The sequence below is a fragment of the Rhizobium sp. NFR03 genome (assembly GCF_900111275.1).
In the GTDB taxonomy this organism is placed as follows: domain Bacteria; phylum Pseudomonadota; class Alphaproteobacteria; order Rhizobiales; family Rhizobiaceae; genus Ferranicluibacter.
The window spans coordinates 633,164-654,895 of record NZ_FOGR01000003.1 but is presented as its reverse complement, the minus strand read 5'-3'; the positions used below and the strand labels follow the sequence as shown (position 1 = coordinate 654,895).

Sequence of the window (21,732 nt, the reverse complement as noted above, 5' to 3'; positions counted from 1 at the left end):
AAGACAAGCCGGCGCGACTGATGCTGCGGCTGCAATCCCTCACCGCACGCGTTCTTCTCGTGTCCACCATCTGGGCGGCGGCGGCCCTCGTGGTGATCGGCGTCGTCATCTCGACGCTCTACCGGCAGGGGTCCGAGCGCGGCTTTCAGGACCTGCTGCGGGCGCAGCTCTACAACGTCATCAACTCCATCGTCGTCAACGACAAGGGCGTGCTGGCCGGCAGCCCGCAGCTGGGCGACCTCCGGTTTTCGCAGCCCCAGACCGGCTGGTACTGGATCGTCGAGCCGATCGGCGAATTCAACACGCCGCCTCTGGTCTCGACCTCGCTCGGCTCGGGCAAGCTGCCGATCGTCAGCGTCGACGACGTGCCGTTCGATATTCGCTACGAGCGATTCTATACGACGCTCGACAGCTTCGGCAACGAGGTGGAGGTGGCGGAGACCGAAGTGGTTCTCGACATTCAGGGCCGCACCGCCCGATTCCGCATTGCCGGAAACCGCGATGTGCTCGAGGCCGATATCAACGATTTCAACCGCAATCTCTACCTCGCGCTCGCCATCTTCGGCTTCGGCGGGCTGGGCATGAATGCGCTGGCCATCCTCTTCGGCCTGCGCCCGCTCGATCAGGCGCGCCGCTCGCTGGAAAAGGTGAGGGCCGGCGAGAGCGAGCGGCTCGACGGGGTGTTTCCACGCGAGATCCAGCCGCTGGCCAGCGAGGTCAACGCGCTGATCGACAGCAACCGGCGCATCATCGAACGGGCGCGCATGCAGGTGGGTAACCTCGCGCATTCGCTGAAGACGCCGCTGGCTGTCCTGATCAACGAGGCACGCGTGCTGGAGGCGCCGCATGGCGAGCTCGTGCGCAGCCAGGCGGACGCCATGCAGGTGCAGGTGCAGTCCTACCTCAACCGGGCGCGGATCGCGGCCCAGCGCGAATCTGTGCTGGCGCGGACGGAAGTCGAGCAGGCGCTGGAGCGGCTGGTGCGCGTCATGCGCCGCCTGCATTCGGAAAAGACGTTTCTGCTGACGATCTCGCCGCCCAACCTCGTGCTGGCGATGGAGCAGCAGGATGTCGAGGAGACCGTCGGCAACCTGCTCGACAACGCCGCGCGATATGCGGTCGGCGAAGTCCGGATCACCGCGCATCTCTCGGGCGAAGGCGTGCAGGGGCTCGACCCCGGGCGGCGGGCCTGGATCACGGTCGATGTCGAGGATGACGGGCCGGGCATCGAGCCGGAGCAGATCGCGATGGCGATGAAGCGGGGGCGGCGACTGGACGAGAGCAAGCCGGGGACGGGCCTCGGCCTGTCGATCGTGCGGGAGATTGCGGGCGAATATCACGGAACGCTGGCCATGGACCGTGCCGAGATCGGCGGCCTGAAGGCGACGCTGGTGCTGCCGGCAGCTTCATAAGGCACGGCACGCGCTGCGGCGTGCTTTTTCAACACGGATCATCGGGAAATGCGCGGATGTTGTTGCTTATTTCGCGATGAGCTGTTGCCCGCTTTTTGCGGCAGTGCAAAATACGCGCTTGAACGCTTGCCTATGAAACCCGGATCCGCTTTGCGCATGACAGACACACATCGTTTTCCCCGCATGATCCGGACGCTGGCAGTGACAGGGCTTGTCGTCGCCCTGGGTGTTGCAAGCGGTTGCGCCTCCAAATCCGCCGGGCCGACGACGGCGGCACTCGGCGGTGTGGCGACGCGGGGCAGCGCATCCTCTTCCTTTATCGCGGCGCTCGGCAACGGTATCATCGGTCAGAATGCGAATGTGAAACTGTCGGGCGCGGATCGCCAGCGGGCTCTCGAGGCAGAGTATCGCGCGCTCGAAGCCGCACCGGGCGGGCAGCCGGTCGTCTGGCAGGGCAGCGGAATGCGGGGCTCGGTGGTTGCGGCTGCACCCTATCAGGTGGGCTCGCAGAACTGCCGGCAGTACAGCCATACGGTGACGGCGGGCACCGCCGACAATGTCGCGCGCGGCGTCGCCTGCCGCAACGCCAACGGCACATGGACGCCGCTGACCTGACAACGGCTGTCACGGCCGGCGTGACAGCGGCCGGCATTGCCGTCCAGCGAAGGCCTCAATTTTCCGTCATGCCAGCTTTGCCGATTGGAACCCGGCCGTCCGCATAGTATGGCTGCGAACTGAGCCTGACCCCTCGGCTGCCGCGGCGGCTCGGGTGGGCTCGATGCGCCATGCGGTGCTCGCTGGCAAAGGGGCTTGAAAGACTGGACATGGTGTTCTGGATCATCGTCGCCGTGATGACCGCAACTGTCGCGGCGCTGCTGCTTCTGCCGCTGTTGCGCGCAGCCGGGCCTGGCGCCGTTGCCGGACAGCACGATGCGGAGGTCTATCGCGACCAGCTGGAAGAGCTGAAACGGGATGCGCGGAACGGGCTGATCGCCCCTGATGAGGCCGAGCTTGCCCGCGCCGAAATTGCCCGGCGGCTGCTGGCCGCCAGCGCCAAGGCCGAACGAAAGACGGCCCCGGTCGGGATGTCGTCAGCAGGCAGGGCAAACCGGCTGGCGCAGGCGGCTGTCATCGTCGTTCTGCCTGTGGTGGGGCTCTGTCTTTACTTGACGACGGGCAGCCCGGAGTTACCCGATGCGCCGCTTTCCGTGCGTCTCGCCGACCCCGGCGACGATATCGAGATCCTCATCGCGCAAGCCGAACGGCAGCTGGCTGCCAACCCGGAAGACGGCGCCGGATACGATGTACTGGCGCCGATCTACTATCGCAGCGGCCGCTTCGACGATGCCATCTCCGCTTTCTCCAACGCGATCCGCATCAACGGCCCATCGCCGCAGCGGCTGGGCGGTTATGCCGAAAGCCTGATTGCGCGTTCTGGCGGGCTGGTGGCGACCGAGGCGCGCAAGGCGCTGGAACAATCGCTGGCGCTCCAGTCACAGGACCCGCGCGCACGCTTCTACCTCGCGCTGGGGCTGGAGCAGGACGGCAAGGCGGACGAGGCGCTGACGGCGTTTCGCGAGATCGTGAAGACATCGCCTGCCGGCGCGCCGTGGCTGCCGCTCGTCAACGAGCATATCGCTGCGCTGGCACCTGCGGGCAGCGCGCCCGCAGCCGGCGAGGCCAGGCTCGGCGGGCCGGATGCGGCTGCGATCGCCAATGCCGAAGCCATGAGCACGGATGACCGGCGACAGATGATCGAGGGCATGGTGTCGAGCCTTGCCGCGAAGCTGAAGAAGGACCCCGCGAACCTCGAGGGCTGGCAGCGGATCATTCGCTCCTATGCGGTGCTGGGCGAGACCGCCAAAGCGGAAGGCGCGTTGCGCGAGGGGCTTGCAGCCTTTCCGCGCGAGGGCGATGGTGGCCGGCAGCTTCTGGCGCTCGCCGCCGAACTCGGCATCGACACGGGGAGGGCGCCATGATGGTCAGGGGTGCCGCCAGGATGACGCGCAAGCAGAAGCGCCTGGCGCTGATTGCCGGCGGCGTCGGCTTTCTGAGCATGGCCGTGCTGCTCGTGCTCTTCGCTTTCAGCCAGGCGGTGGCCTATTTCTACGTCCCGGCGGATCTCGAAAAGGCGCAGGTCGCGCCGGGCACGCGCATCCGGCTGGGCGGGCTGGTCGCTGCCGGATCCGTGGAGCGAAGCGCGGGAACGACGGTGACCTTCACCGTGACGGATACGCTGGCCAAGGTGCCGGTGACCTATACCGGCATGCTGCCCGATCTGTTTCGCGAGGGGCAGGGCGTGGTGGCGGAAGGGGCGATGAACGACAAGGGCGTGTTCGTGGCCGATACGGTGCTGGCCAAGCACGACGAAACCTATATGCCGAAGGATGTGGCCGACCGGCTGAAGGCGCAGGGCGTCTCGCTCGGCGGGCAGGAGAAGATCCGATGATTGCGGAGCTCGGACATTACGCGCTGGTGCTGGCACTGGCGACCAGCCTGTTGCAGGCCGCGCTGCCGTCGATCGGCGCGTTTCGCCGCGACGCAGGCCTGATGGCCAGCGGCACCTCGGCGACTTACGCGACCTTCATTCTCGTCGCGCTGTCGTTTGCAGCGCTGACGCATGCGCACGTGACGTCCGATTTCTCGGTCGAGAACGTCTGGGCCAATTCGCATTCGGCGATCCCCCTGATCTATAAATTCTCGGGCGTCTGGGGCAATCACGAGGGCTCGATGCTCCTGTGGATGCTGATCCTCACCTTCTTCTCCGCGCTCGTCGCCTTCTTCGGCGGCAATCTTCCCGACACCCTCAAGGCGCATGTCCTCTCCATTCAGGCGCTGATCGCCACCGCCTTCGCGCTCTTCGTGCTTCTGACCTCCAACCCGTTCGCACGCCTCGTGCCGGCGCCGGGCGAGGGGCAGGACCTGAACCCCGTGCTGCAGGATATCGGGCTCGCGATCCATCCGCCTCTGCTCTATCTCGGCTATGTCGGTTTCTCGGTCTGCTTTTCCTTTGCCGTCGCCGCGCTGATCGAGGGGCGGCTCGATGCCGCCTGGGCGCGATGGGTACGGCCGTGGACGCTCGCCGCCTGGAGTTTTCTCACCGCCGGCATCTCCATGGGGTCCTACTGGGCCTATTATGAGCTCGGCTGGGGCGGCTGGTGGTTCTGGGATCCGGTCGAAAACGCCTCCTTCATGCCCTGGCTGGCGGGGACCGCGCTGCTGCACTCCGCGCTGGTCATGGAAAAGCGGGAGGCGCTGAAGATCTGGACGGTGCTGCTGGCTCTGCTGACCTTCTCGCTGTCGCTGCTCGGCACCTTCCTCGTCCGCTCCGGCGTTCTCACCTCCGTGCATGCCTTCGCGACCGATCCGCGGCGCGGCATCTTCATCCTCGTGATCCTCATCCTCTTCATCGGCGGGGCGCTGACCTTGTTTGCGGTGCGGGCGGCGCGGCTGAAGGCGGGCGGGCTGTTTGCGCCGATCTCTCGCGAGGGCGCGCTGGTCTTCAACAACCTCATCCTGACGACGGCTGCGGCGACCGTGCTGACCGGCACGCTTTATCCGCTGGCACTGGAGGCGCTGACCGGGGACAAGATTTCGGTCGGTCCGCCCTTCTTCAATATGACCTTTGGTCTTCTGATGCTGCCGCTGCTGTTTGCCGTGCCCTTCGGCCCGCTGCTCGCCTGGAAGCGGGGCGATGTGCTGGCGGCTGGCCAGCGGCTGTTCGCGGCCGTGGCATTCGGGCTGCTGGTCGGCGCGGGCGTGGCCTATGCGCAGGGCGGCGGTCCGGTTCTGGCCCTGCTCGGAATTGCGCTCGGCGCCTATATGATCGGCGGCGCCGTGACGGATCTCGTGCTCCGGTCCGGCTTGGGGAAAGTGCCCCTCGCCACCGCCTGGCGGCGGCTGTCCGGGCTCCCGCGCTCGAGCTTCGGCACAGCGCTTGCCCATGCCGGCGTCGGCGTGACCGTCATCGGCATCGTGGCCGTGACGGCGTTCCAGAGCGAGCATATCCTGGCGATGACGCCGGGTCAGTCGACGGAGGCGGGCGGTTATGCGCTGCGCTTCGACGGCGTGAAGGCAGGCAATGGACCGAATTACAGCGAGGAACGCGGGCACTTCACCGTGAGCCGCGCAGGGATTGTGGTCGCCGACGTCTGGTCGGCGCGCCGGCTCTACACGGCGCGGCGCATGCCGACCACGGAAGCGGGCATCCTGACCTTCGGGGCGAGCCAGCTCTACGTCTCGCTCGGCGACGACCAGACGAATGGCGGCGTCGTGGTGCGCATCTGGTGGAAGCCGCTGATCCTCTGCATCTGGGGCGGCACCGTGCTGATGATGCTCGGCGGTGCGATCTCCCTCAGCGACCGGCGCCTGCGCATCGGCGCGCCGGCGCGGGCGCGCAAAGCGGTTCGCGGCCTGCCCGAGGCTGCGGAATGACGGTGTTGGCGCTGGTTCGCAGGGGCGTGCAGGCGGTGGCAACGATGCTCGTCGTCCTCATGCTCGGGCTCGCGACGCTCGGCCCGGCGCTCGCGGTCAATCCGGACGAGGTGCTCTCCGACCCGGCGCTCGAGGCACGGGCGCGCACGCTTTCCGCCAAGCTGCGCTGCATGGTCTGCCAGAACCAGTCGATCGACGACAGTAATGCGGAGCTTGCCAAGGACCTGCGGCTGATCGTGCGCGAACGGCTGGCGCGCGGAGACACCGACACCGCCGTGATCGACTACGTCGTCTCTCGCTATGGCGAGTTCGTGCTGTTGAAGCCGCGTTTCGAGGGCAAGACCCTGATCCTCTGGGGAACGCCGGTCCTGCTGCTGGTGGCCGGCGGCGCGGCGATGCTGCTTGCGGGGCGCAACCGTCGGCAGACGCGGGTGACGCCCGCTCCGCTGTCTGCGGAGGAGGAAGCGCGGCTGCGCTCCGTGCTCGACGACTGAGGCGTTTCTCTCAACATTACCAAATGTTCATGCCCAAGACATTCCCTCGTAAGGTGGGGGGGCCTATCTCTCTTGTCATCAGCTGTTTCCCTCCAGTCACAGCCAGAGCAGAGAAGAAAAGGCACATCAGGATGACAACGACACGTTCTTTCCGTCCCTCCCTCAAGACCGTCCTGAAGACGTCCGGCGTCGCGGGTCTTGCAGCCGTCATGCTCTCGACGGGTATCCCGGCGGCTGTCACCAATTCCTTTGCAGAACCCGTCCGCATCACGGCGCCGCAGCAGGTGCCAAGCTTTGCCAACGTGGTCGATGCCGTTTCCCCGGCCGTCGTCTCCGTTCGCGTGCAGAGCCGCGCGAACCCCGTTTCCGAGGATGCCTCCAACGGCTTCTCCTTCGATTTCGGCGGCCGCGGTTTTGACGATCTTCCGGACGATCACCCGCTGAAGCGCCTCTTCCGCGAGTTCGGCGGCCCGAACGGCGGTCCGCAGCACGGTCCGAACGGCCCGCGTGCCGAGCGTGGCCCCCATGGCAAGGGTGGCGAAGGTCGCCTGCGTCCGACGTCGCAGGGCTCCGGCTTCTTCATCACGGAAGACGGCTATCTCGTCACGAACAACCACGTCGTCAGCGACGGCTCGGCCTTTACGGTCGTGCTCAATGACGGCACCGAACTCGATGCGAAGCTGGTTGGCAAGGACAGCCGCACGGATCTCGCGGTCCTCAAGGTCGATGACAAGCGCAAGTTCACCTATGTGAGCTTCGCCGACGACAGCAAGGTGCGCGTCGGCGACTGGGTCGTCGCGGTCGGCAACCCCTTCGGACTTGGCGGCACGGTGACCTCCGGTATTGTCTCCGCCCGTGGACGTGACATTGGCTCCGGCCCCTATGACGACTATCTGCAGGTGGATGCGGCGGTGAACCGCGGCAACTCCGGTGGCCCGACCTTCAACCTCGAAGGCCAGGTGGTCGGCATCAACACCGCGATCTTCTCGCCTTCCGGCGGCAATGTGGGCATCGCCTTCGCCATTCCCGCCTCCGTGGCCAAGGATGTGGTCGAGGACCTGATGAAGGATGGCAGCGTTTCGCGTGGCTGGCTCGGCGTGCAGATCCAGCCCGTCAACAAGGATATCGCCGACAGTCTCGGCCTTGCGGAGGCCAGCGGTGCGCTGGTGATCGAACCGCAGGCCGGTTCGCCGGGCGAAAAGGCCGGTATCAAGAAGGGCGATGTCGTGACCGCGGTCGATGGCGATCCGATCAAGGGGCCCCGCGAACTCGCCCGCAAGATCGGCGCGATGAAGCCGGGCAGCTCGGTCGATGTCTCGCTGTGGCGTGACGGCAAGTCGCAGAGCGTGAAGCTGGTCATCGGCACACTGCCGGACGACAAGCAGGAGGCCGCTGCCGAAACGACGCAGCCGGACGAGCCTTCGCAGCCTGCGAGCGAAAAGGCACTTGCGGACCTCGGCGTGACGGTTGCCCCGTCCGAGGACGGTCAGGGCGTGACGATCTCGCAGGTCGATCCGGATAGCGACGCGAGCGATCGCGGGCTGAAGGAAGGCGAGAAGATCGTCTCGGTCAACAATCAGGAAGTGAAGTCTGCGGACGACATCCTGAAGGTGATCAGCCAGGCCAAGAAGGACGGGCGCTCCAAGGCGCTGTTCCAGATCCAGGCCGATAATGCCAGCCGCTTCATCGCGCTGCCTATCGACCAGGGCTGATCTCGCCTCGGTAAGGTCATGGCGCGCCGCGAAATCGATGAGGTTTCGCGGCGTTGCTGTTTCCGCAGGTTGAATGTTCTCAAGGAAACACTGTGAAAGTGACGGGACCGGCTTTATGGTCAGCCACATGAAGATATTGATTGTCGAAGACGACCTCGAGGCCGCAGCCTATCTCTCCAAGGCGTTCCGCGAGGCGGGCATCGTCAGCGACCACGCCAGCGATGGCGAGAGCGGCTTGTTCATGGCGAGCGAGAACAGCTACGACGTGCTGGTGATCGACCGCATGCTGCCGCGCCGTGACGGTCTGTCCGTGATCACCGAGCTGCGGGCCCGCGGCATTCACACCCCGGTGCTCATCCTCTCCGCACTCGGGCAGGTGGACGACCGGGTGACGGGTCTGCGGGCTGGTGGCGACGACTACCTGCCGAAGCCCTATGCCTTCAACGAGCTTCTCGCCCGCATTGAAGTGCTCGGCCGCCGCAAGGGCGCGCCGGAACAGGACATGATCTACCGGGTCGGTGACCTCGAACTCGACCGGCTGTCGCACACTGTCAAGCGGCAGGGGCGCGAACTGCTGCTGCAGCCGCGCGAATTCCGTTTGCTCGAATATCTGATGAAGAATGCGGGGCAGGTGGTGACGCGCACCATGCTGCTCGAAAATGTCTGGGACTATCATTTCGATCCGCAGACCAACGTCATCGACGTGCATGTGTCGCGGTTGCGCGCCAAGATCGAGAAGGATTTCGACCAGCCACTGCTGCGGACGGTTCGAGGTGCAGGATACATGATCAAGGATGAGCCGAAAGGCGAGGGGCGTGCCGAGGCATGAGCCGGGTCAGCACGCTCATGCGCACGACGGCCGTGCGGCTGTCGGCGCTCTACCTCGTGCTTTTCTCGCTCTGCGCGGCGTTTCTCGTCTTCTACGTCACCGGCATGTCGCAACGGCTGCTCGACCAGCAGACGAAAGATGCGGTGAGTGCCGAGGTCTCGCAGATCGAGGCGATCTACGGACGGGCCGGCGTCAACGGGCTTTTGCGCACGCTGGAGCGGCGCGCGCGCCAGCCGGGTGCTGCCCTCTACGTGATTGCTGGCCCGACCGGTGAGATCCTCGCCGGCAACGTCGCCTCGTTGCAGCCGGGCCTTCTCGACAAGGAGGGCTGGACGGACGAGGCCTTCGCCTACCAGCGCTACACCGACGAAACCCGCAAGGACCGGCATGTCGCGCTTGCGCATGTGCTCTTCCTCGATAACGGCCTGCGCGTGCTCGTGGGCCGCGACCTTCAGGAGCCTGAGAAATTCCGCGTTCTCGTCCGTCAGGCGCTGATGGTCGCGCTCGGCGTCATGGGCATCGGCGCGCTGATCATCTGGTTTGCCATCGGCCGCAACGCGCTGAAGCGCATCGACCGGATGTCAGACGCCAGTACACGCATTATGGCCGGTGACCTCTCGCAGCGTCTGCCGATGAGCGGTTCGGGGGACGAGTTCGACCGGCTGTCGGAATCGCTGAACGCCATGCTCGTGCGCATCGAAAAACTGAACGAGGGCTTGCGTCAGGTCTCCGACAACATCGCCCACGACCTGAAGACCCCGCTGACGCGCCTGCGCAACAAGGCGGAGGCGGCATTGTCCCATAATACCTCCATCGATGGTTATCGCGGATCGATGGACGAGATCATCAACGAATCCGACCAGTTGATCCGCACCTTCAATGCTTTGCTGATGATCTCCCGCGTGGAGGCGGGTTCTTCCGCAGCAGAGATGAGCGATGTCGACCTGTCGCAAAGCGTGGCCGATTGCGTCGAACTCTACGAGCCGCTGGCCGACGAACATGCGCTGGCGCTGGAAGCCGAGATCGAGCCGGGCATCTCCGTCAGCGGCAACCGGGAACTGATCGGGCAGGCCCTCGGCAATCTGATCGACAATGCCATCAAATACTCCGAGGGTGCCGCGGACGCGCGGATTATGGTGCGGCTTGCGCGGCGTGATGGAGGGGCGGTCGTCTCGGTCGCGGATTTCGGACCTGGCGTCCCCGACGACAAGCGCGAGGTGGTGGTGCAGCGCTTCGTGCGGCTGGACCAGAGCCGGTCGAAGCCTGGCACGGGGCTGGGACTGTCGCTGGTGGAAGCCGTCATGGAACTGCACCATGGACGCTTGGCGCTCGGCAGCACCGTTCCCGATCCAGAGGGGGCGAAGGGTTTGACCGCCGAAATGGTTTTCCCGCCAGGCTGAAGCTTCCTTCGCAAGCCGTTCTTCCGAAACCGCTACACACTTACGGACGACATGCGGTAATAGACTTGGGAAAACGTCGTGATCGGGAGGTTTCATGACCGGGCAGGAGCAGCCGACGCGGCTGGCGGCGCTGGCGACATGCGCGCTGAAGCCGTTCAGCCAGACGGAGGCAAAGAGCGTCAAAGCCGATCTGAAGGCCATGGCAAGGGCTGAGCCTGCGCTTCAGCCGGTTCTGGAACAGGCACCCGTGCTGCACGATTTCCTTGTCGCAGCTTTTTCCCTGTCCCCCTACCTTCGCGATATCGCGGTTGCTCACCCCGCGTTGCTCCTGAGGGTTGTCACCGAGCCGATCGGACCCGTCATCGAGAAAACCATCGTCGAGGCCCGCGAAAGCTGGCGCGGGCCCGACGTGACCGACAATATGCTCATGGAGCGCCTGCGCCGGGCCAAGCGAACGGCGGCATTCGCGCTTGCGCTGTACGATCTTGCGCGGCTGACGAGGGCTCGCGACAGCGCGCGGCTGCTCAGCCAGTTCGCGGCGGCCGCCACCTCCGCCACCATCGACCATCTGCTCCTCGGCGCGCATCGTCAGGCCAAGATCCGGCTCGGCGATGAAGACCGGCCGAGCGCTGGCTCGGGCGTCATCGTTCTCGGCATGGGCAAGCTCGGTGCCGACGAACTGAACTATTCCTCCGATATCGATCTCGTGGTGTTCTATGAGCCGGAAGCCCTCGGCTTTGCCGACATCCTGGATGCCTCCGACATCTTCGCACGGCTGCTGCGCCGCCTGGTGCGGATTCTGCAGGAGCGCACGGGAGACGGCTATGTCTTTCGCACGGACCTGCGGCTTCGGCCCGATCCCGGCGCGACGCCGCTCGCCATTCCGGTCGAGGCGGCGCTGATCTATTACGAGGGACGGGGACAGAACTGGGAGCGGGCGGCCTATATCAAGGCGCGCCCTGTCGCCGGTGATCTGGAGGCCGGCGAGCGGTTCCTGAAGGCGCTTCGCCCTTTCGTTTTCAGAAAATATCTCGATTACGCCGCCATCGCCGATATCCACTCGATCAAGCGGCAGATTCATGCGCACAAGGGGCATGGCGAAATCGCGGTCAAGGGGCACAACGTCAAGCTCGGCCGGGGCGGCATTCGCGAGATCGAGTTCTTCGTGCAGACCCAGCAGTTGATCGCGGGAGGTCGTGCCGCAGCGCTGCGCGGACGCGAGACGGAGGGAATGCTGGCCGCGCTGGCAGAGGCCAGCTGGATCGACGGACGGACGCGGGACGAGCTGACGGAGGCCTACTGGTTTCTGCGCGATGTCGAGCACCGGATCCAGATGGTCCGCGACGAGCAGAGCCATACGCTTCCGTCCACGGAAGCCGAGCTGAAACGCATCGCGTTGATGGCTGGATTTGCCGATACCGGAACCTTCGCGGATGCGCTTTCGCGCGTCATGCATACGGTCGAGCGGCGCTATGTGCAGCTGTTCGAGCGGGAGGCCGAGCTTTCCTCGGAACTGGGCAACCTCGTCTTCACCGGCCAGAAGGACGATCCCGACACGCTGGAGACCATCCATGGTCTCGGCTTCGAGCGGCCGCAGGACATCGCCCGCGTGATGCGCACATGGCACAATGGCCGCTACCGGGCGACCCAATCCGTCGAGGCGCGCGAGCGGCTGACGGAACTGACGCCACGGCTCTTGAAAGTGTTCGGCGAAAGCCGGCGGGCCGACGAGGCGCTGCTTCGCTTCGATGCCTTCCTCGCCAAACTGCCGGCCGGCATCCAGCTTTTCTCGCTGCTCGGCAACAATCCGGCCCTTCTCTCCCTGATCGTCACCATCATGTCGGCGGCACCCCGGCTCGCCGATATCGTCGCGGGCAAGCCCCATGTCTTCGACGGCATGCTCGACCGGCGCGTTCTGAACGAGATGCCGGAGCGGGAAGACCTCGCGCGTCGCCTGGAGGACTTCCTCTCCACGGCCCGCCACTACGAGGACCGGCTCGACCGCTTGCGGATCTTCGCCTCCGAGCAACGTTTCCTCATCGGCATCCGGCTCCTGACCGGCGTGATCGACGGGCCGGCCACCGGCTGCGCCTTGACCGATCTTGCCGAAATTCTGGTTGCCGCGACCTTCAAGGCCGTCCGCGAGGAGATTGTCATGGCGCACGGCGAGATCGAAGGCGGGCGTGTGGCGCTGGTTGCGATGGGCAAGGCCGGCAGCCGCGAACTGACGGCTGGCTCCGACATCGACCTGATCCTCATCTACGACCATGAGGGAGATGCGGCGGATTCCGAGGGTCCGCGCCCGCTCGACGTCGCCCGCTACTACGCCCGCTTGACGCAGAGGCTGATCGCAGCCCTGTCCGCGCCGACGGCCGAAGGTGTGCTTTACGAGGTCGACATGCGGCTGCGCCCTTCGGGCAACAAAGGCCCGGTTGCCACCCGTCTGCCGGCCTTCGTCAAGTACCAGCATGAAGAGGCCTGGACCTGGGAGCATATGGCGCTGACGCGCGCGCGGCCGATCGCGGGCGACAGGGATATGATGCAGAGAACGGCGGATGCGATCCACGCTGTTATCGGCGAGCCCGGTGACGCCAAGGTGCTGCGGAAGGACGTGCGCGAGATGCGTGCGCTCGTGGAGGCGGAGAAGCCGCCGGAAAACAGCTGGGACTTCAAGTTGATCCCCGGCGGTCTCGTGGATATCGAATTCTCGGCGCAACTGATGTTTCTGCTGGCGTCCGCAGAAGGGAGAGCCCTGCCGGCTTGCGGCCTGCCGACCGGTGATGTGCTGAGGCAACTGGGTCCGGGCTTCCTGCCGGATGCGGATCTTCAGCTGATGATGCGGTCGCTGGCCGTGATGACGGATCTATCGCAGATCATCCGCCTGTGCATCGACGGCCCGTTCGATCCGAAGCAGGCTCCGGCCGGTCTCATCGAGCGGCTTTGCCGGGCAGGCGACGCGCCCGACATCAAGGTTCTGGAAGCCGAACTGCGGCGGCTGACGAAGGCGGTGCGCCGCATGTTCCTCGCGCTTGCGTCTGAACCGGCCTAAACCGAGTCGGGTATGCGCACCGAGATGATCGTGCCGACGTTTTCGGCCGAGTGGATCTTCATTCGCCCGCCATGCAGAGTGGTCAGAGAGCGGGAGATGGCAAGCCCGAGGCCGGAGCCGCCCTTGCTCTTGGCGTACTGGCTCTGAACCTGTTCGAAGGGAAGACCGATCTTGCGCATGGCGGAGCGTGGAATGCCGATGCCGGTATCGGCAATCGTGAGCATGACCGCGCCGGAGACCTTGCGCGCCCGCAGCGAGATACGCCCGCCTTCATTGGTGAACTTCACGGCATTCGACAACAGGTTGAGCAGCACCTGTTTCATCGCCCTGCGATCCGCGACCATCGTCAGGCCGGAGGATACCTGGTGCACGACGCTGATGTTCTTCTGCGTGGCGGGCACGGTGGTGAGGCGCAGCGTCTCTTCGATCAGGGGTGCGAGATCGATCCGTTCCGGGTCGATCCGCATCTGCCCCGCCTCGATCTTCGACATGTCGAGGATATCGTTGATGACGTTGAGGAGGTGCTTGCCGCTGTCGTGGATGTCCAGCGCGTACTCGCCGTATTTGTCGGAGCCGAGCGGGCCGAACATGCGGTTCTTGAGGATCTCCGAGAAGCCGAGAATCGCGTTCAGAGGTGTGCGCAGCTCGTGTGACATGTTGGCAAGAAATTCGGATTTTGCCCGGTTGGCAGCTTCGGCGCGCTGCTTTTCGGCCAGATAGTTCGCATTGGCGATCGACAGCTCCGACTTCTGATGCTCCAGCGTCATGCGCGACGTCGAAAGGTCGCCGATGGTCGCCATCAGCCGGCGTTCGGATTCGCGCAGGCGCACCTGATGGCGCTTCAGAAGGGTGATGTCGGTGCCGACGGAAACGAGGCCGCCATCACGTGTGCGGCGATCGTTGATCTGCAGCCAGCGCTGGTCGGCAAGCTGGACTTCCGATGTCGAGGAATGATTGGCGCGATCCGGATCGGCGATGCGCCGCTCGATGATCGGACGGGCGGAGGCGGCATTGACGGCCGAGCGCTCGGTGCCGGGCACGAGCACGCTGTCAGGCAGCTGGTAGGCCTGCTGATAATGGGTGTTGCACATGACAAGCCGGTCGTTCTTGTCCCAGAGAACGAAGGCCTCCGACGTACATTCGATAGCATCGGCCAGCCGCTGGTCGGCCTCTGCATAGCGCTGGGCGAGACGGTGCTGCTCGGTCACGTCCATCGCGATGCCGATGAGGTGCACGCGGTCGCCGCTGGTGCGGATGACCTGGGCACGGGCACGCAGCCACACGTAATGGCCGTCGGCATGGCGCATGCGGAACACGTGATCGATGTGGCGGATGTCGCCACGGGCAATCGAGCGAGCGACCTTGTAGAGACCGGTATCGTCGGGATGCATCAGCCGTGCCGCGTCGCCAAAGGAGAGCACGCTGCCTTGCGGCGTCATGCCCAGCATCTCGTACATGGAGCGCGACCAGAACAGCCGCCGGTTCGGCAGGTCGAAATCCCAGAGCCCGCATCGCCCGCGCGACAGCGCTGTTTCGACGCGCAGATTGGACTCGGCGAAAATCTGATCAGCGTCGCGGGCACGCTTGGCCTGGATGTAGTAGGCGTAAAGCACGACGAGCAGGATGGCGGAAATTCCGGCAAACAGCGTAACGTTCAGCGACACCTCGTCGCGCCACAGCCTGTCCATGTGCGCGAGCGGCGTTGCGACCATCAGCGTGCCCGCCTTCTCCCCCACCTGCACCAGCGCGACGATGTACTCGTCGCCCCCGATGAAGGCGCTCATGACGGTGGAGCGCTCGCCGAAATACTGGAAGGCGGCAATTTCCGGTGAGATCGCCGACAGCGCCCGTCCTGTAAAGGGCTTGCCCTCCGCCGAGGCGGCGAAGATGCGCCCGTCATTGCGGACGGCGAGCGCGAAGGCGCCGGGCTCCAGCATGTCAGGGGAGAGGAGGTCGTTCAGCGTCTGCTCGACAGGTGCGCGTTCGGCCTGATCGAAGAGGAGATGCGCCTGCGGGGCAAGCGTGGCCTCCGCCGCGGTTGCCGCCATCACCGTCGTCTGGCGAGCGCTGTTCTCCATGCGGGCATATTCGTTGACGATGCCGCTGATGCGGGAAATGGCAACGACGATGAGGAAAGCCGTGATGAGAACGGGAATGGAGCGCTTCAGGAGCGGCTCCGCCCTGTTCAGCCGGATCGAGGCCGGCGCGGCAAGGCTGCGCACATGCCGCAGGAAAACCTGCTCAAGGCCCGCAAGGCCCGGGAATCGTGGACGCAGCCGATCCCCGGCCGCGCGCATCTGCTGCGCTTCCGCCATCTTCGTCAAATCTTTGAACCTCGTTTGATTCGACGCGCCGCTCGCCCGAATCTGGCTCAATGAATCAATTCGGATTCTTCTTGTCCAGCGAAAAGGGTAACGAGGCGTTAACCATTTCTCACCGGTGCGAATTCGCAGCTTGTCGTGCCGCGAACGCTGTTTTTCCCGTAACGGTCTGAAAAGAATCGGATCTTTTCAGACCGTTACGAGTTGTATCAGCCCTTCAGCGTGCGCTCCACGATGTCACTGACGTCAGGCGAAAGTTTCGCGCCAGCTGCAATTTCGCTCAGCGCGGCACGGGCATGCTCTGCCCGGCCGGCTTCCAGCGAGCGCCAGGACCGCATCGAGGTCAGGATGCGGGCGGCGAGCTGCGGGTTGCGCGGGTCGATGTCGAGAATCTGACGGGCGAGGAACTGGTAGCCTTTTCCGTCCGCCCTGTTGAAGCCTGTCGGGTTGGAGAAGGCGAAGGTGCCGACAAGGGCGCGGACGCGGTTCGGGTTGAGCCCGTTAAAGAGCGGGTGCGTCATCAATGCCTCGACGCGCTCCAGCGTTGCTGCGCCCGGAATGGTCGCCTGCACGGTGAACCACTTGTCGAGAACGAGGGCATTGTCGGCAAACCGCGTCTGGAAGCTGTCGAGCGCCGTTCTCGCCTCCGCCGTCTCCGGAAAGCGGTGAACGAGAATGGTGAGCGCCTGGCTGAGATCCGTCATGTTGTCGGCGGCAGAGAACGCCTCGACAGCGCGGGCGGGGGTGTTTTCGGCCAGCACCAGATAGGCCAGCGCATTGTTGCGCAGGGCGCGGCGGCCAGCGCTGGCGGCATCCGGCGAAAACGCCTCTGTCGAGCGCATTGTCTCGAACAGTCCCGCAAAGGTCTCCCGACCGGCCGTCGCGATCGCCGTCATAATCTCGCGACGGGCTGCGAAGATGGCGTCCGGGTCGTTGTCCCGGCCGATTTCCCGAGCGATATCCGACTCGCTCGGCAAGGCCAACGCCTGCGCACGGAAAGCTGGCTCCAGTGCGTCGTCCGCTATGGTTGCCATCAGCGCGTCGATCAGAGCCGCATCGCAGGTGACCGTCGTGCCGGCACGGACACTCGCCGTTGCCGAGACCAGCGCATCGAGGGCCATGTCGTTCAGTGCCTGCCAGCGCGCAAAGAGATCCGTCTCGAAACGGGCAATCTGGGAACTGTCGGCGGACGATTTCTCGAAATGCAGGTTGATCGGAGCGGAAAAACCCCGGTTGAGCGAGACGACAGGCCGCGAGGCGATGCCTTCGAATATCGCGCTCTGGCTGCGCTCGACGAGATGCAGAACGTCGCCGGTCACTTCCGCGCCGGATACGCCAGATGCTTCGGCAATCGCGCCATCTTCGGAGATGAGCGCAAAACGAAGCGGAATGTGCATCGGCTGCTTGGTGCTCTGGCCCGGGGTGGGCGGCACGGTCTGCTCAAGCGCCAGCGTGAAGGTCTGGCGGCTTGCATCATAGGTGCCCGACGCGCTGACGAGCGGTGTGCCGGCCTGATGATACCAAAGCGAAAACTGCGTCAGGTCCCGGCCGCTCGCTTCCTCGAAGCAGCGGATGAAATCCTCGATGGTTACGGCCTGTCCGTCGTGGCGGTCGAAATAGAGATCCATGCCGGCCTTGAAGAGATCGGGCCCGAGCAGGGTCGCGATCATGCCGGTCACTTCCGATCCCTTCTCGTAGACGGTGGTCGTGTAGAAATTGTTGATCTCGCGGTAACGCGTCGGGCGGACGGGATGGGCCAGCGGACCGCCGTCTTCGGGAAACTGCTCTGCCTTGAGATGGCGAACTTCCGCAATCCGCTTGACGGCGCGCGAGCGCTGGTCGGCGGAAAACTGGTGGTCGCGATAGACCGTCAGCCCTTCCTTGAGGCAGAGCTGGAACCAGTCGCGGCAGGTGATGCGGTTGCCGGTCCAGTTGTGAAAATATTCGTGCGCGATGATCGCCTCGATATTCGCGTAGTCCTGATCCGTCGCAGTCTCGGGGTCCGCCAGCACATATTTGTCGTTGAAGACGTTGAGCCCCTTGTTCTCCATGGCGCCCATGTTGAAATCGGAAACGGCGACGATCATGAAGATGTCGAGATCGTATTCGCGCCCAAAGACCTCTTCGTCCCACCGCATGGAGCGCTTCAGCGCGTCCATGGCGTAGGCCGCGCGCGGCTCCTTGCCGTGCTCGACATAGATCTTCAGAACGACCTCGCGGCCGGACATGGTGGTGAAGCTGTCCTCGATCACGCCGAGATCGCCGGCCACCAGCGCAAAGAGATAGCTGGGCTTGGGATGCGGATCGAACCAGGCGGCGAAGTGGCGTCCGTCGCCCATGCCGGCGCCGCCGAGGAAGTTGCCGTTGGACAGCAGGAGCGGAACGGTCGCCTTGTCCGCGATGATGTTGACCGTGTAGACGGCGAGCACATCCGGCCTGTCCGGAAAGAAGGTGATGCGGCGGAAACCTTCGGCCTCGCACTGGGTACAGTAGACGTCGTTCGTCCGGTAGAGGCCCATCAGCTTGGTGTTGGTCTGCGGCGAAAGCTCCGTCGTGACCGTGATTTCGAAGGGCGTGCTTTCCGGCAGGCCGCGAATGGTCAGCGTCTCCCCGGTCTCGGTGTAGTCGTCGGCAGAAATCGGCTCCTGATCGAGCAGCAGACCCGTCATCTTCAGCTCGTCGCCATCCAGCACGAGCGGGCGATCTGCGGCCACGCCTTCACGGCGATGGAAGATCAGCCGGGCTTCGACCTTGGTTTCCAGCGGATCCAGTTCAAAGGTCAGATCGACGCGTTCCAGCACGAAATCCGTCGGCTGATAGTCTTCTAGGTGGATGATCTCGCCCGTGTCCGTCCGCATGTGTCGTTTCGCTCCCCGGGGCACTCTGGAAAGCCGCTCGCGACGATGCGGCGGTCAGTGCCGATAAAAGACCTGAACAATTACGCGCTTCGGCCTAACAAGATTTTAAGCAATAAGCCATTTTGGAGCGGACTTCATCCTTTTAGAATCACTATTACCAAACCCTGCGACGCAATCCGTCACCGGCCGCCGGGAATGCGGAGGCCGGGGATAGCAACGTAGCCGCTGAAATCATGGGCGCGGCGGATATTCGCAAATTTCAGTCCAGATCGATTCCGGTTTGCGGATTTATGCAGTAGGCTCGCGATTCTCCACGCCGCCTCAGGCTTCCTTCCCTCCTCGTGCATGCAGGACCGATCTTATGGATCGCGACGAGCCCAACCCGCTTCTGGGCATTGCTCTCAAAGTATCTTCCGTTCTCGTTTTCGTGGCCATGTCGACATTCATCAAGTCGGCCGGCGATGGTATCGCGACGGGCCAGATCACCTTCTATCGCTCGGCCTTCGCCATGGTGCCGATCCTTGGCTACCTCGCGATCAGGGGCGATCTCGCCACCGCTTTCAAGACACGGGATCCTTTCGGCCACCTCGTTCGCGGCTTTATCGGCATTCTCGCCATGAGCTGTGGCTTTTACGGCCTGACGCATCTTCCGCTGCCGGAAGCCATCGCCATCGGCTATGCCATGCCGCTTCTGGCCGTCGTCTTCGCCGCCGTGTTTCTGAAAGAGGTGGTGCGTATCTATCGCTGGTCGGCCGTCATCGTTGGCCTGGTCGGCGTGATGATCATCACCTATCCGCGCCTGACGCTGTTTGCCGGCGGCGGCGGGGAGGCGGGGGCGGCCTATGGCGCCCTGGCGGTGCTGCTCTCGGCGGCGCTGGGTGCAACGGCTATGGTGCTCGTCCGCAAGCTTGTGATGAACGAGCGGACGCACACCATCGTCCTCTACTTCTCCCTGTCCGCCTCGCTGTTCTCGCTGCTGACGCTGCCTTTCGGGTGGGAGCCGCTGACGTGGCGCGCCTTCCTCCTGCTCATGGCGGCGGGGTTTTGTGGCGGTGTTGCCCAACTGCTTCTCACGCAAAGCTATCGCTATGCCGATATGTCGACCATCGCGCCGTTCGAATACACCTCGATCGTTCTGGGACTGGTGATCGGTTACTGGCTCTTCGATGACGTTCCCACCGTCACGATGCTGGTCGGGACAGCCATCGTCATCGGCGCCGGGATCTTCATCATCCTGCGGGAGCACAGGCTGGGCCTGGAGCGGAAGGCCGCGCGCAAGCATGTGACGCCGCAGGGGTAACGCTGAAGAAAGGGAATGTGGAAGAGGGAAAGGGCTGTCGGAGCGTGTGACCGACCATCCGTGACAGCAAATTGCGTGAACCGGAAGCGGTTTCAGCGAAGAAGTGGCTTAACGCGTCATGTGCGACGCAGGGTGCTCTTATATGGCGGTTGAAGCCGCTATCGGGGATCTGCTCGGTACAGCGTGGAGGATGACGCCAACCCTAAACCACTGAAAACCTGTTTCGATCTTTCAGGCTTGTTGGAGACACGTCCGGTGCTTGCTTTCACGCAAGTCGTTGCTGCAAAACTCCTGTGCCCTTTCGGGCGATGCGCGTTAGCGCGGCAGCAGGCCGTAAGGGCCACGGTTCATGTCGGAGGAGGCGCGGGCGTCGCGGCTCAAGTCCGAAAAGGTTTGGGAAGCACGCACGGCGATCCGGATGTCGGAAACAAGAGCGTTCAAAGCGCGAATTGCCATGGGTTAATCCTTTCAGTCTCTTCCGCGCGCGTGCCCGAACAGAGGTTCATGACGTCTTTTCTGCCGAAAATCATACGGGCTTCAGCGGCCAAGACTCACAATCGAGAATTCGATCAGCGCTGGATGAATTCGGCGTAGATGCTGGCAGGGCGTGCGGCACGGGCGTAGCCGGCAGCCGTCATCTGTTCGTTTGCTGCAGAACCGAAGCCGCTGAAAGGCGTACGGAGGGCAGAGCCACTGCGACGGAGCGTTTCAAAGCCGCAATGCAGAGGGCGCGGACGGGTGCTCATTGTCAGTTCCTTAAATCCGTTCCTCCCGTGATCATATATTGCGCTGCACCATCGATTTCACAAGCCGCGATGTCGGGTTGCTGCCATGCGCGACTTGCATGGCTTTTTCCGTTCGTCATTCATAGTTTCTTCGCAAATGGAAAAAGGCCGGTGACGCACGGGCGTCAGGAATCATCGCCAGCGGCAAACATCTGCAAATCCTGCCAGGCGAGGCGTTTACAGATCGGCGCGGACATCAGGTCCTGCGGATGCAATGTCGCCAGCGCCCGGAAAGTCTCGCCGCCTGTGCTGATCGTCCGCCAGTCCCCGCGCATTTCGTGGATCGTGTCGGTGCCGCCGAAGAAGAACCGCGCTGCGAAGTTCCCGAGGACCAGAACGCGCCGGGGCTTGGCGAGAGCGAATTGCCGGTCGAGGAACGGCCGGCAGATCTCAAGCTCGCGTGCGGACGGCATGCGATTGCCGGGCGGGCGCCAGGGAATGACGTTGGTGATCAAGACACCGGCCCGATCGAGCCCGATGGCTGTCAGCATCCTGTCCAGAAGATCGCCCTGCCGCCCGGCAAAGGGCCGACCCTCGCGGTCGTCGTCACCGTTCGGTCCCGGACCGACGATCATCAGGCCAGAGGACGGATCGCCCTCGGCAAAGACGAGGTTGCGGGCGCTGTTGCGCAGATTGCAGCCTGTAAAGCCTTCAAGCGCAAGCTTGAGGTCGGTCAGCGTCTGGGCCGATCCCGCAGCGATGCGCGCCTCGGCCACGGCCTGCTCATCGGGTATGGCAACGCGTGTGGAAACCGGGCGTGGAGGGGGTTCGGATTTCCCTCTTGTCTGCGTCTTTTCCGCAGCCGGAGGGCGAGGACCCGTGTTCGCTTCATTTTTAGGCGTTGCAGCCCTTGAGCTTTGCGCGGTCTGCAGGGCTCCCGCGTTGCTCCCGCTGACAGCGCCCGAACCGGCGCCGCCGCGCGTCGTCTGGCTGGCGGCAAAGGCGGCGATCCGGTCGATCGGATCGTCCTCCAGCAGCCACTCCACGCCCGAATCCGCATGGAAATGCAGCAGCGCCGCCAGTTCGTGCGGCGTCATCGCATCCAGGGTCGGTCCATCGGAAAACCGTGTCTCGTCGGGGGAGGTCATGGCACAAGGTTTACAGAAGCGCCGTCGCGCATGAAAGCGGCAATTGGCGC

General features: G+C 64.3%; 16 protein-coding genes. 11 read left to right on the top strand and 5 right to left on the bottom strand.

Translation table 11 applies throughout. The features are described from left to right. Window positions 1-23 precede the first annotated feature (23 nt). From BSG19_RS12800 to BSG19_RS12755, 10 genes are all read left to right on the top strand, one after another. Window positions 24-1,412, top strand: a complete 1,389-nt coding sequence (locus BSG19_RS12800) for an ATP-binding protein (RefSeq protein ID WP_092988500.1) — start codon at window positions 24-26, stop codon at window positions 1,410-1,412. Between the two features lie 183 nt (window positions 1,413-1,595). Further along, window positions 1,596-2,027, top strand: coding sequence for a hypothetical protein (locus BSG19_RS12795; RefSeq protein ID WP_092988499.1), 432 nt, complete (start codon window positions 1,596-1,598; stop codon window positions 2,025-2,027). Window positions 2,028-2,236: 209 nt separating this feature from the next. Then, window positions 2,237-3,391: a c-type cytochrome biogenesis protein CcmI gene (gene ccmI / locus BSG19_RS12790; RefSeq protein WP_092988332.1), complete on the top strand. Its 1,155-nt coding sequence runs from the start codon at window positions 2,237-2,239 to the stop codon at window positions 3,389-3,391. 20 nt (window positions 3,392-3,411) lie between these two features. Further along, entirely contained in the window at window positions 3,412-3,861 is a 450-nt protein-coding gene (ccmE, locus tag BSG19_RS12785) for a cytochrome c maturation protein CcmE (RefSeq protein ID WP_092988497.1), read from the top strand. Then, entirely contained in the window at window positions 3,858-5,846 is a 1,989-nt protein-coding gene (locus tag BSG19_RS12780) for a heme lyase CcmF/NrfE family subunit (RefSeq protein ID WP_092988330.1), read from the top strand. Before ccmE ends, BSG19_RS12780 begins: the two co-directional genes overlap by 4 nt. A 35-nt stretch (window positions 5,847-5,881) precedes the next feature. Beyond that, window positions 5,882-6,340 (top strand): cytochrome c-type biogenesis protein, encoded by a 459-nt coding sequence (locus BSG19_RS12775; RefSeq protein ID WP_092988498.1) that lies wholly within the window; start codon window positions 5,882-5,884, stop codon window positions 6,338-6,340. Between the two features lie 131 nt (window positions 6,341-6,471). Further along, window positions 6,472-8,052 carry a Do family serine endopeptidase gene (locus BSG19_RS12770; RefSeq protein WP_092988328.1) on the top strand — a complete coding sequence of 527 codons (1,581 nt, stop codon included), beginning with the start codon at window positions 6,472-6,474 and terminating at the stop codon, window positions 8,050-8,052. 115 nt (window positions 8,053-8,167) lie between these two features. After that, entirely contained in the window at window positions 8,168-8,881 is a 714-nt protein-coding gene (locus BSG19_RS12765; RefSeq protein WP_092988326.1) for a response regulator transcription factor, read from the top strand. Next, entirely contained in the window at window positions 8,878-10,281 is a 1,404-nt protein-coding gene (locus tag BSG19_RS12760) for a sensor histidine kinase (RefSeq protein WP_092988324.1), read from the top strand. Before BSG19_RS12765 ends, BSG19_RS12760 begins: the two co-directional genes overlap by 4 nt. 94 nt (window positions 10,282-10,375) lie before the next feature. Beyond that, on the top strand, window positions 10,376-13,330 hold the full coding sequence (locus BSG19_RS12755; RefSeq protein WP_092988322.1) for a bifunctional [glutamine synthetase] adenylyltransferase/[glutamine synthetase]-adenylyl-L-tyrosine phosphorylase: 2,955 nt from the start codon (window positions 10,376-10,378) through the stop codon (window positions 13,328-13,330). Here BSG19_RS12755 and BSG19_RS12750 read toward each other — a convergent pair. Both BSG19_RS12750 and pepN read right to left on the bottom strand, forming a co-directional pair. Continuing rightward, window positions 13,327-15,654 carry an ATP-binding protein gene (locus tag BSG19_RS12750; RefSeq protein WP_170865950.1) on the bottom strand — a complete coding sequence of 776 codons (2,328 nt, stop codon included), beginning with the start codon at window positions 15,652-15,654 and terminating at the stop codon, window positions 13,327-13,329. The two genes, BSG19_RS12755 and BSG19_RS12750, sit on opposite strands and share 4 nt — an antisense overlap. A 206-nt stretch (window positions 15,655-15,860) precedes the next feature. Beyond that, window positions 15,861-18,509 carry an aminopeptidase N gene (gene pepN / locus BSG19_RS12745; RefSeq protein ID WP_092988320.1) on the bottom strand — a complete coding sequence of 883 codons (2,649 nt, stop codon included), beginning with the start codon at window positions 18,507-18,509 and terminating at the stop codon, window positions 15,861-15,863. 361 nt (window positions 18,510-18,870) lie between these two features. On the opposite strand from pepN, the gene BSG19_RS12740 reads away from it, so the two are divergent. Beyond that, window positions 18,871-19,809: a DMT family transporter gene (locus BSG19_RS12740; RefSeq protein ID WP_092988318.1), complete on the top strand. Its 939-nt coding sequence runs from the start codon at window positions 18,871-18,873 to the stop codon at window positions 19,807-19,809. A gap of 315 nt (window positions 19,810-20,124) precedes the next feature. On the opposite strand, the gene BSG19_RS26075 is transcribed toward BSG19_RS12740, so the two are convergent. The 3 genes from BSG19_RS26075 to BSG19_RS12730 all read right to left on the bottom strand — a co-directional run bounded on the left by BSG19_RS26075 (window position 20,125) and on the right by BSG19_RS12730 (window position 21,682). After that, window positions 20,125-20,265 carry a hypothetical protein gene (locus tag BSG19_RS26075; protein WP_170865949.1) on the bottom strand — a complete coding sequence of 47 codons (141 nt, stop codon included), beginning with the start codon at window positions 20,263-20,265 and terminating at the stop codon, window positions 20,125-20,127. Window positions 20,266-20,378: 113 nt separating this feature from the next. Next, window positions 20,379-20,555: a hypothetical protein gene (locus tag BSG19_RS26070; protein ID WP_092988316.1), complete on the bottom strand. Its 177-nt coding sequence runs from the start codon at window positions 20,553-20,555 to the stop codon at window positions 20,379-20,381. A 164-nt stretch (window positions 20,556-20,719) separates the two neighbouring features. Next, a complete protein-coding gene (locus BSG19_RS12730) occupies window positions 20,720-21,682 on the bottom strand; it encodes a uracil-DNA glycosylase (RefSeq protein ID WP_092988314.1) in 963 nt (320 codons plus the stop codon). Window positions 21,683-21,732: the final 50 nt, after the last annotated feature.

Coding starts and splice junctions, on each gene's coding strand:
- BSG19_RS12765 (WP_092988326.1), top strand. CDS start 8,168: ATGGTCAGCCACATGAAGATATTGATTGTCGAAGACGACCTCGAGGCC.
- BSG19_RS26075 (WP_170865949.1), bottom strand. CDS start 20,265: ATGGCAATTCGCGCTTTGAACGCTCTTGTTTCCGACATCCGGATCGCC.
- pepN (WP_092988320.1), bottom strand. CDS start 18,509: ATGCGGACGGACACGGGCGAGATCATCCACCTAGAAGACTATCAGCCG.
- BSG19_RS12760 (WP_092988324.1), top strand. CDS start 8,878: ATGAGCCGGGTCAGCACGCTCATGCGCACGACGGCCGTGCGGCTGTCG.
- BSG19_RS12740 (WP_092988318.1), top strand. CDS start 18,871: ATGGATCGCGACGAGCCCAACCCGCTTCTGGGCATTGCTCTCAAAGTA.
- ccmI (WP_092988332.1), top strand. CDS start 2,237: ATGGTGTTCTGGATCATCGTCGCCGTGATGACCGCAACTGTCGCGGCG.
- BSG19_RS12795 (WP_092988499.1), top strand. CDS start 1,596: ATGATCCGGACGCTGGCAGTGACAGGGCTTGTCGTCGCCCTGGGTGTT.
- BSG19_RS26070 (WP_092988316.1), bottom strand. CDS start 20,555: ATGAGCACCCGTCCGCGCCCTCTGCATTGCGGCTTTGAAACGCTCCGT.
- ccmE (WP_092988497.1), top strand. CDS start 3,412: ATGACGCGCAAGCAGAAGCGCCTGGCGCTGATTGCCGGCGGCGTCGGC.
- BSG19_RS12730 (WP_092988314.1), bottom strand. CDS start 21,682: ATGACCTCCCCCGACGAGACACGGTTTTCCGATGGACCGACCCTGGAT.
- BSG19_RS12780 (WP_092988330.1), top strand. CDS start 3,858: ATGATTGCGGAGCTCGGACATTACGCGCTGGTGCTGGCACTGGCGACC.
- BSG19_RS12770 (WP_092988328.1), top strand. CDS start 6,472: ATGACAACGACACGTTCTTTCCGTCCCTCCCTCAAGACCGTCCTGAAG.
- BSG19_RS12755 (WP_092988322.1), top strand. CDS start 10,376: ATGACCGGGCAGGAGCAGCCGACGCGGCTGGCGGCGCTGGCGACATGC.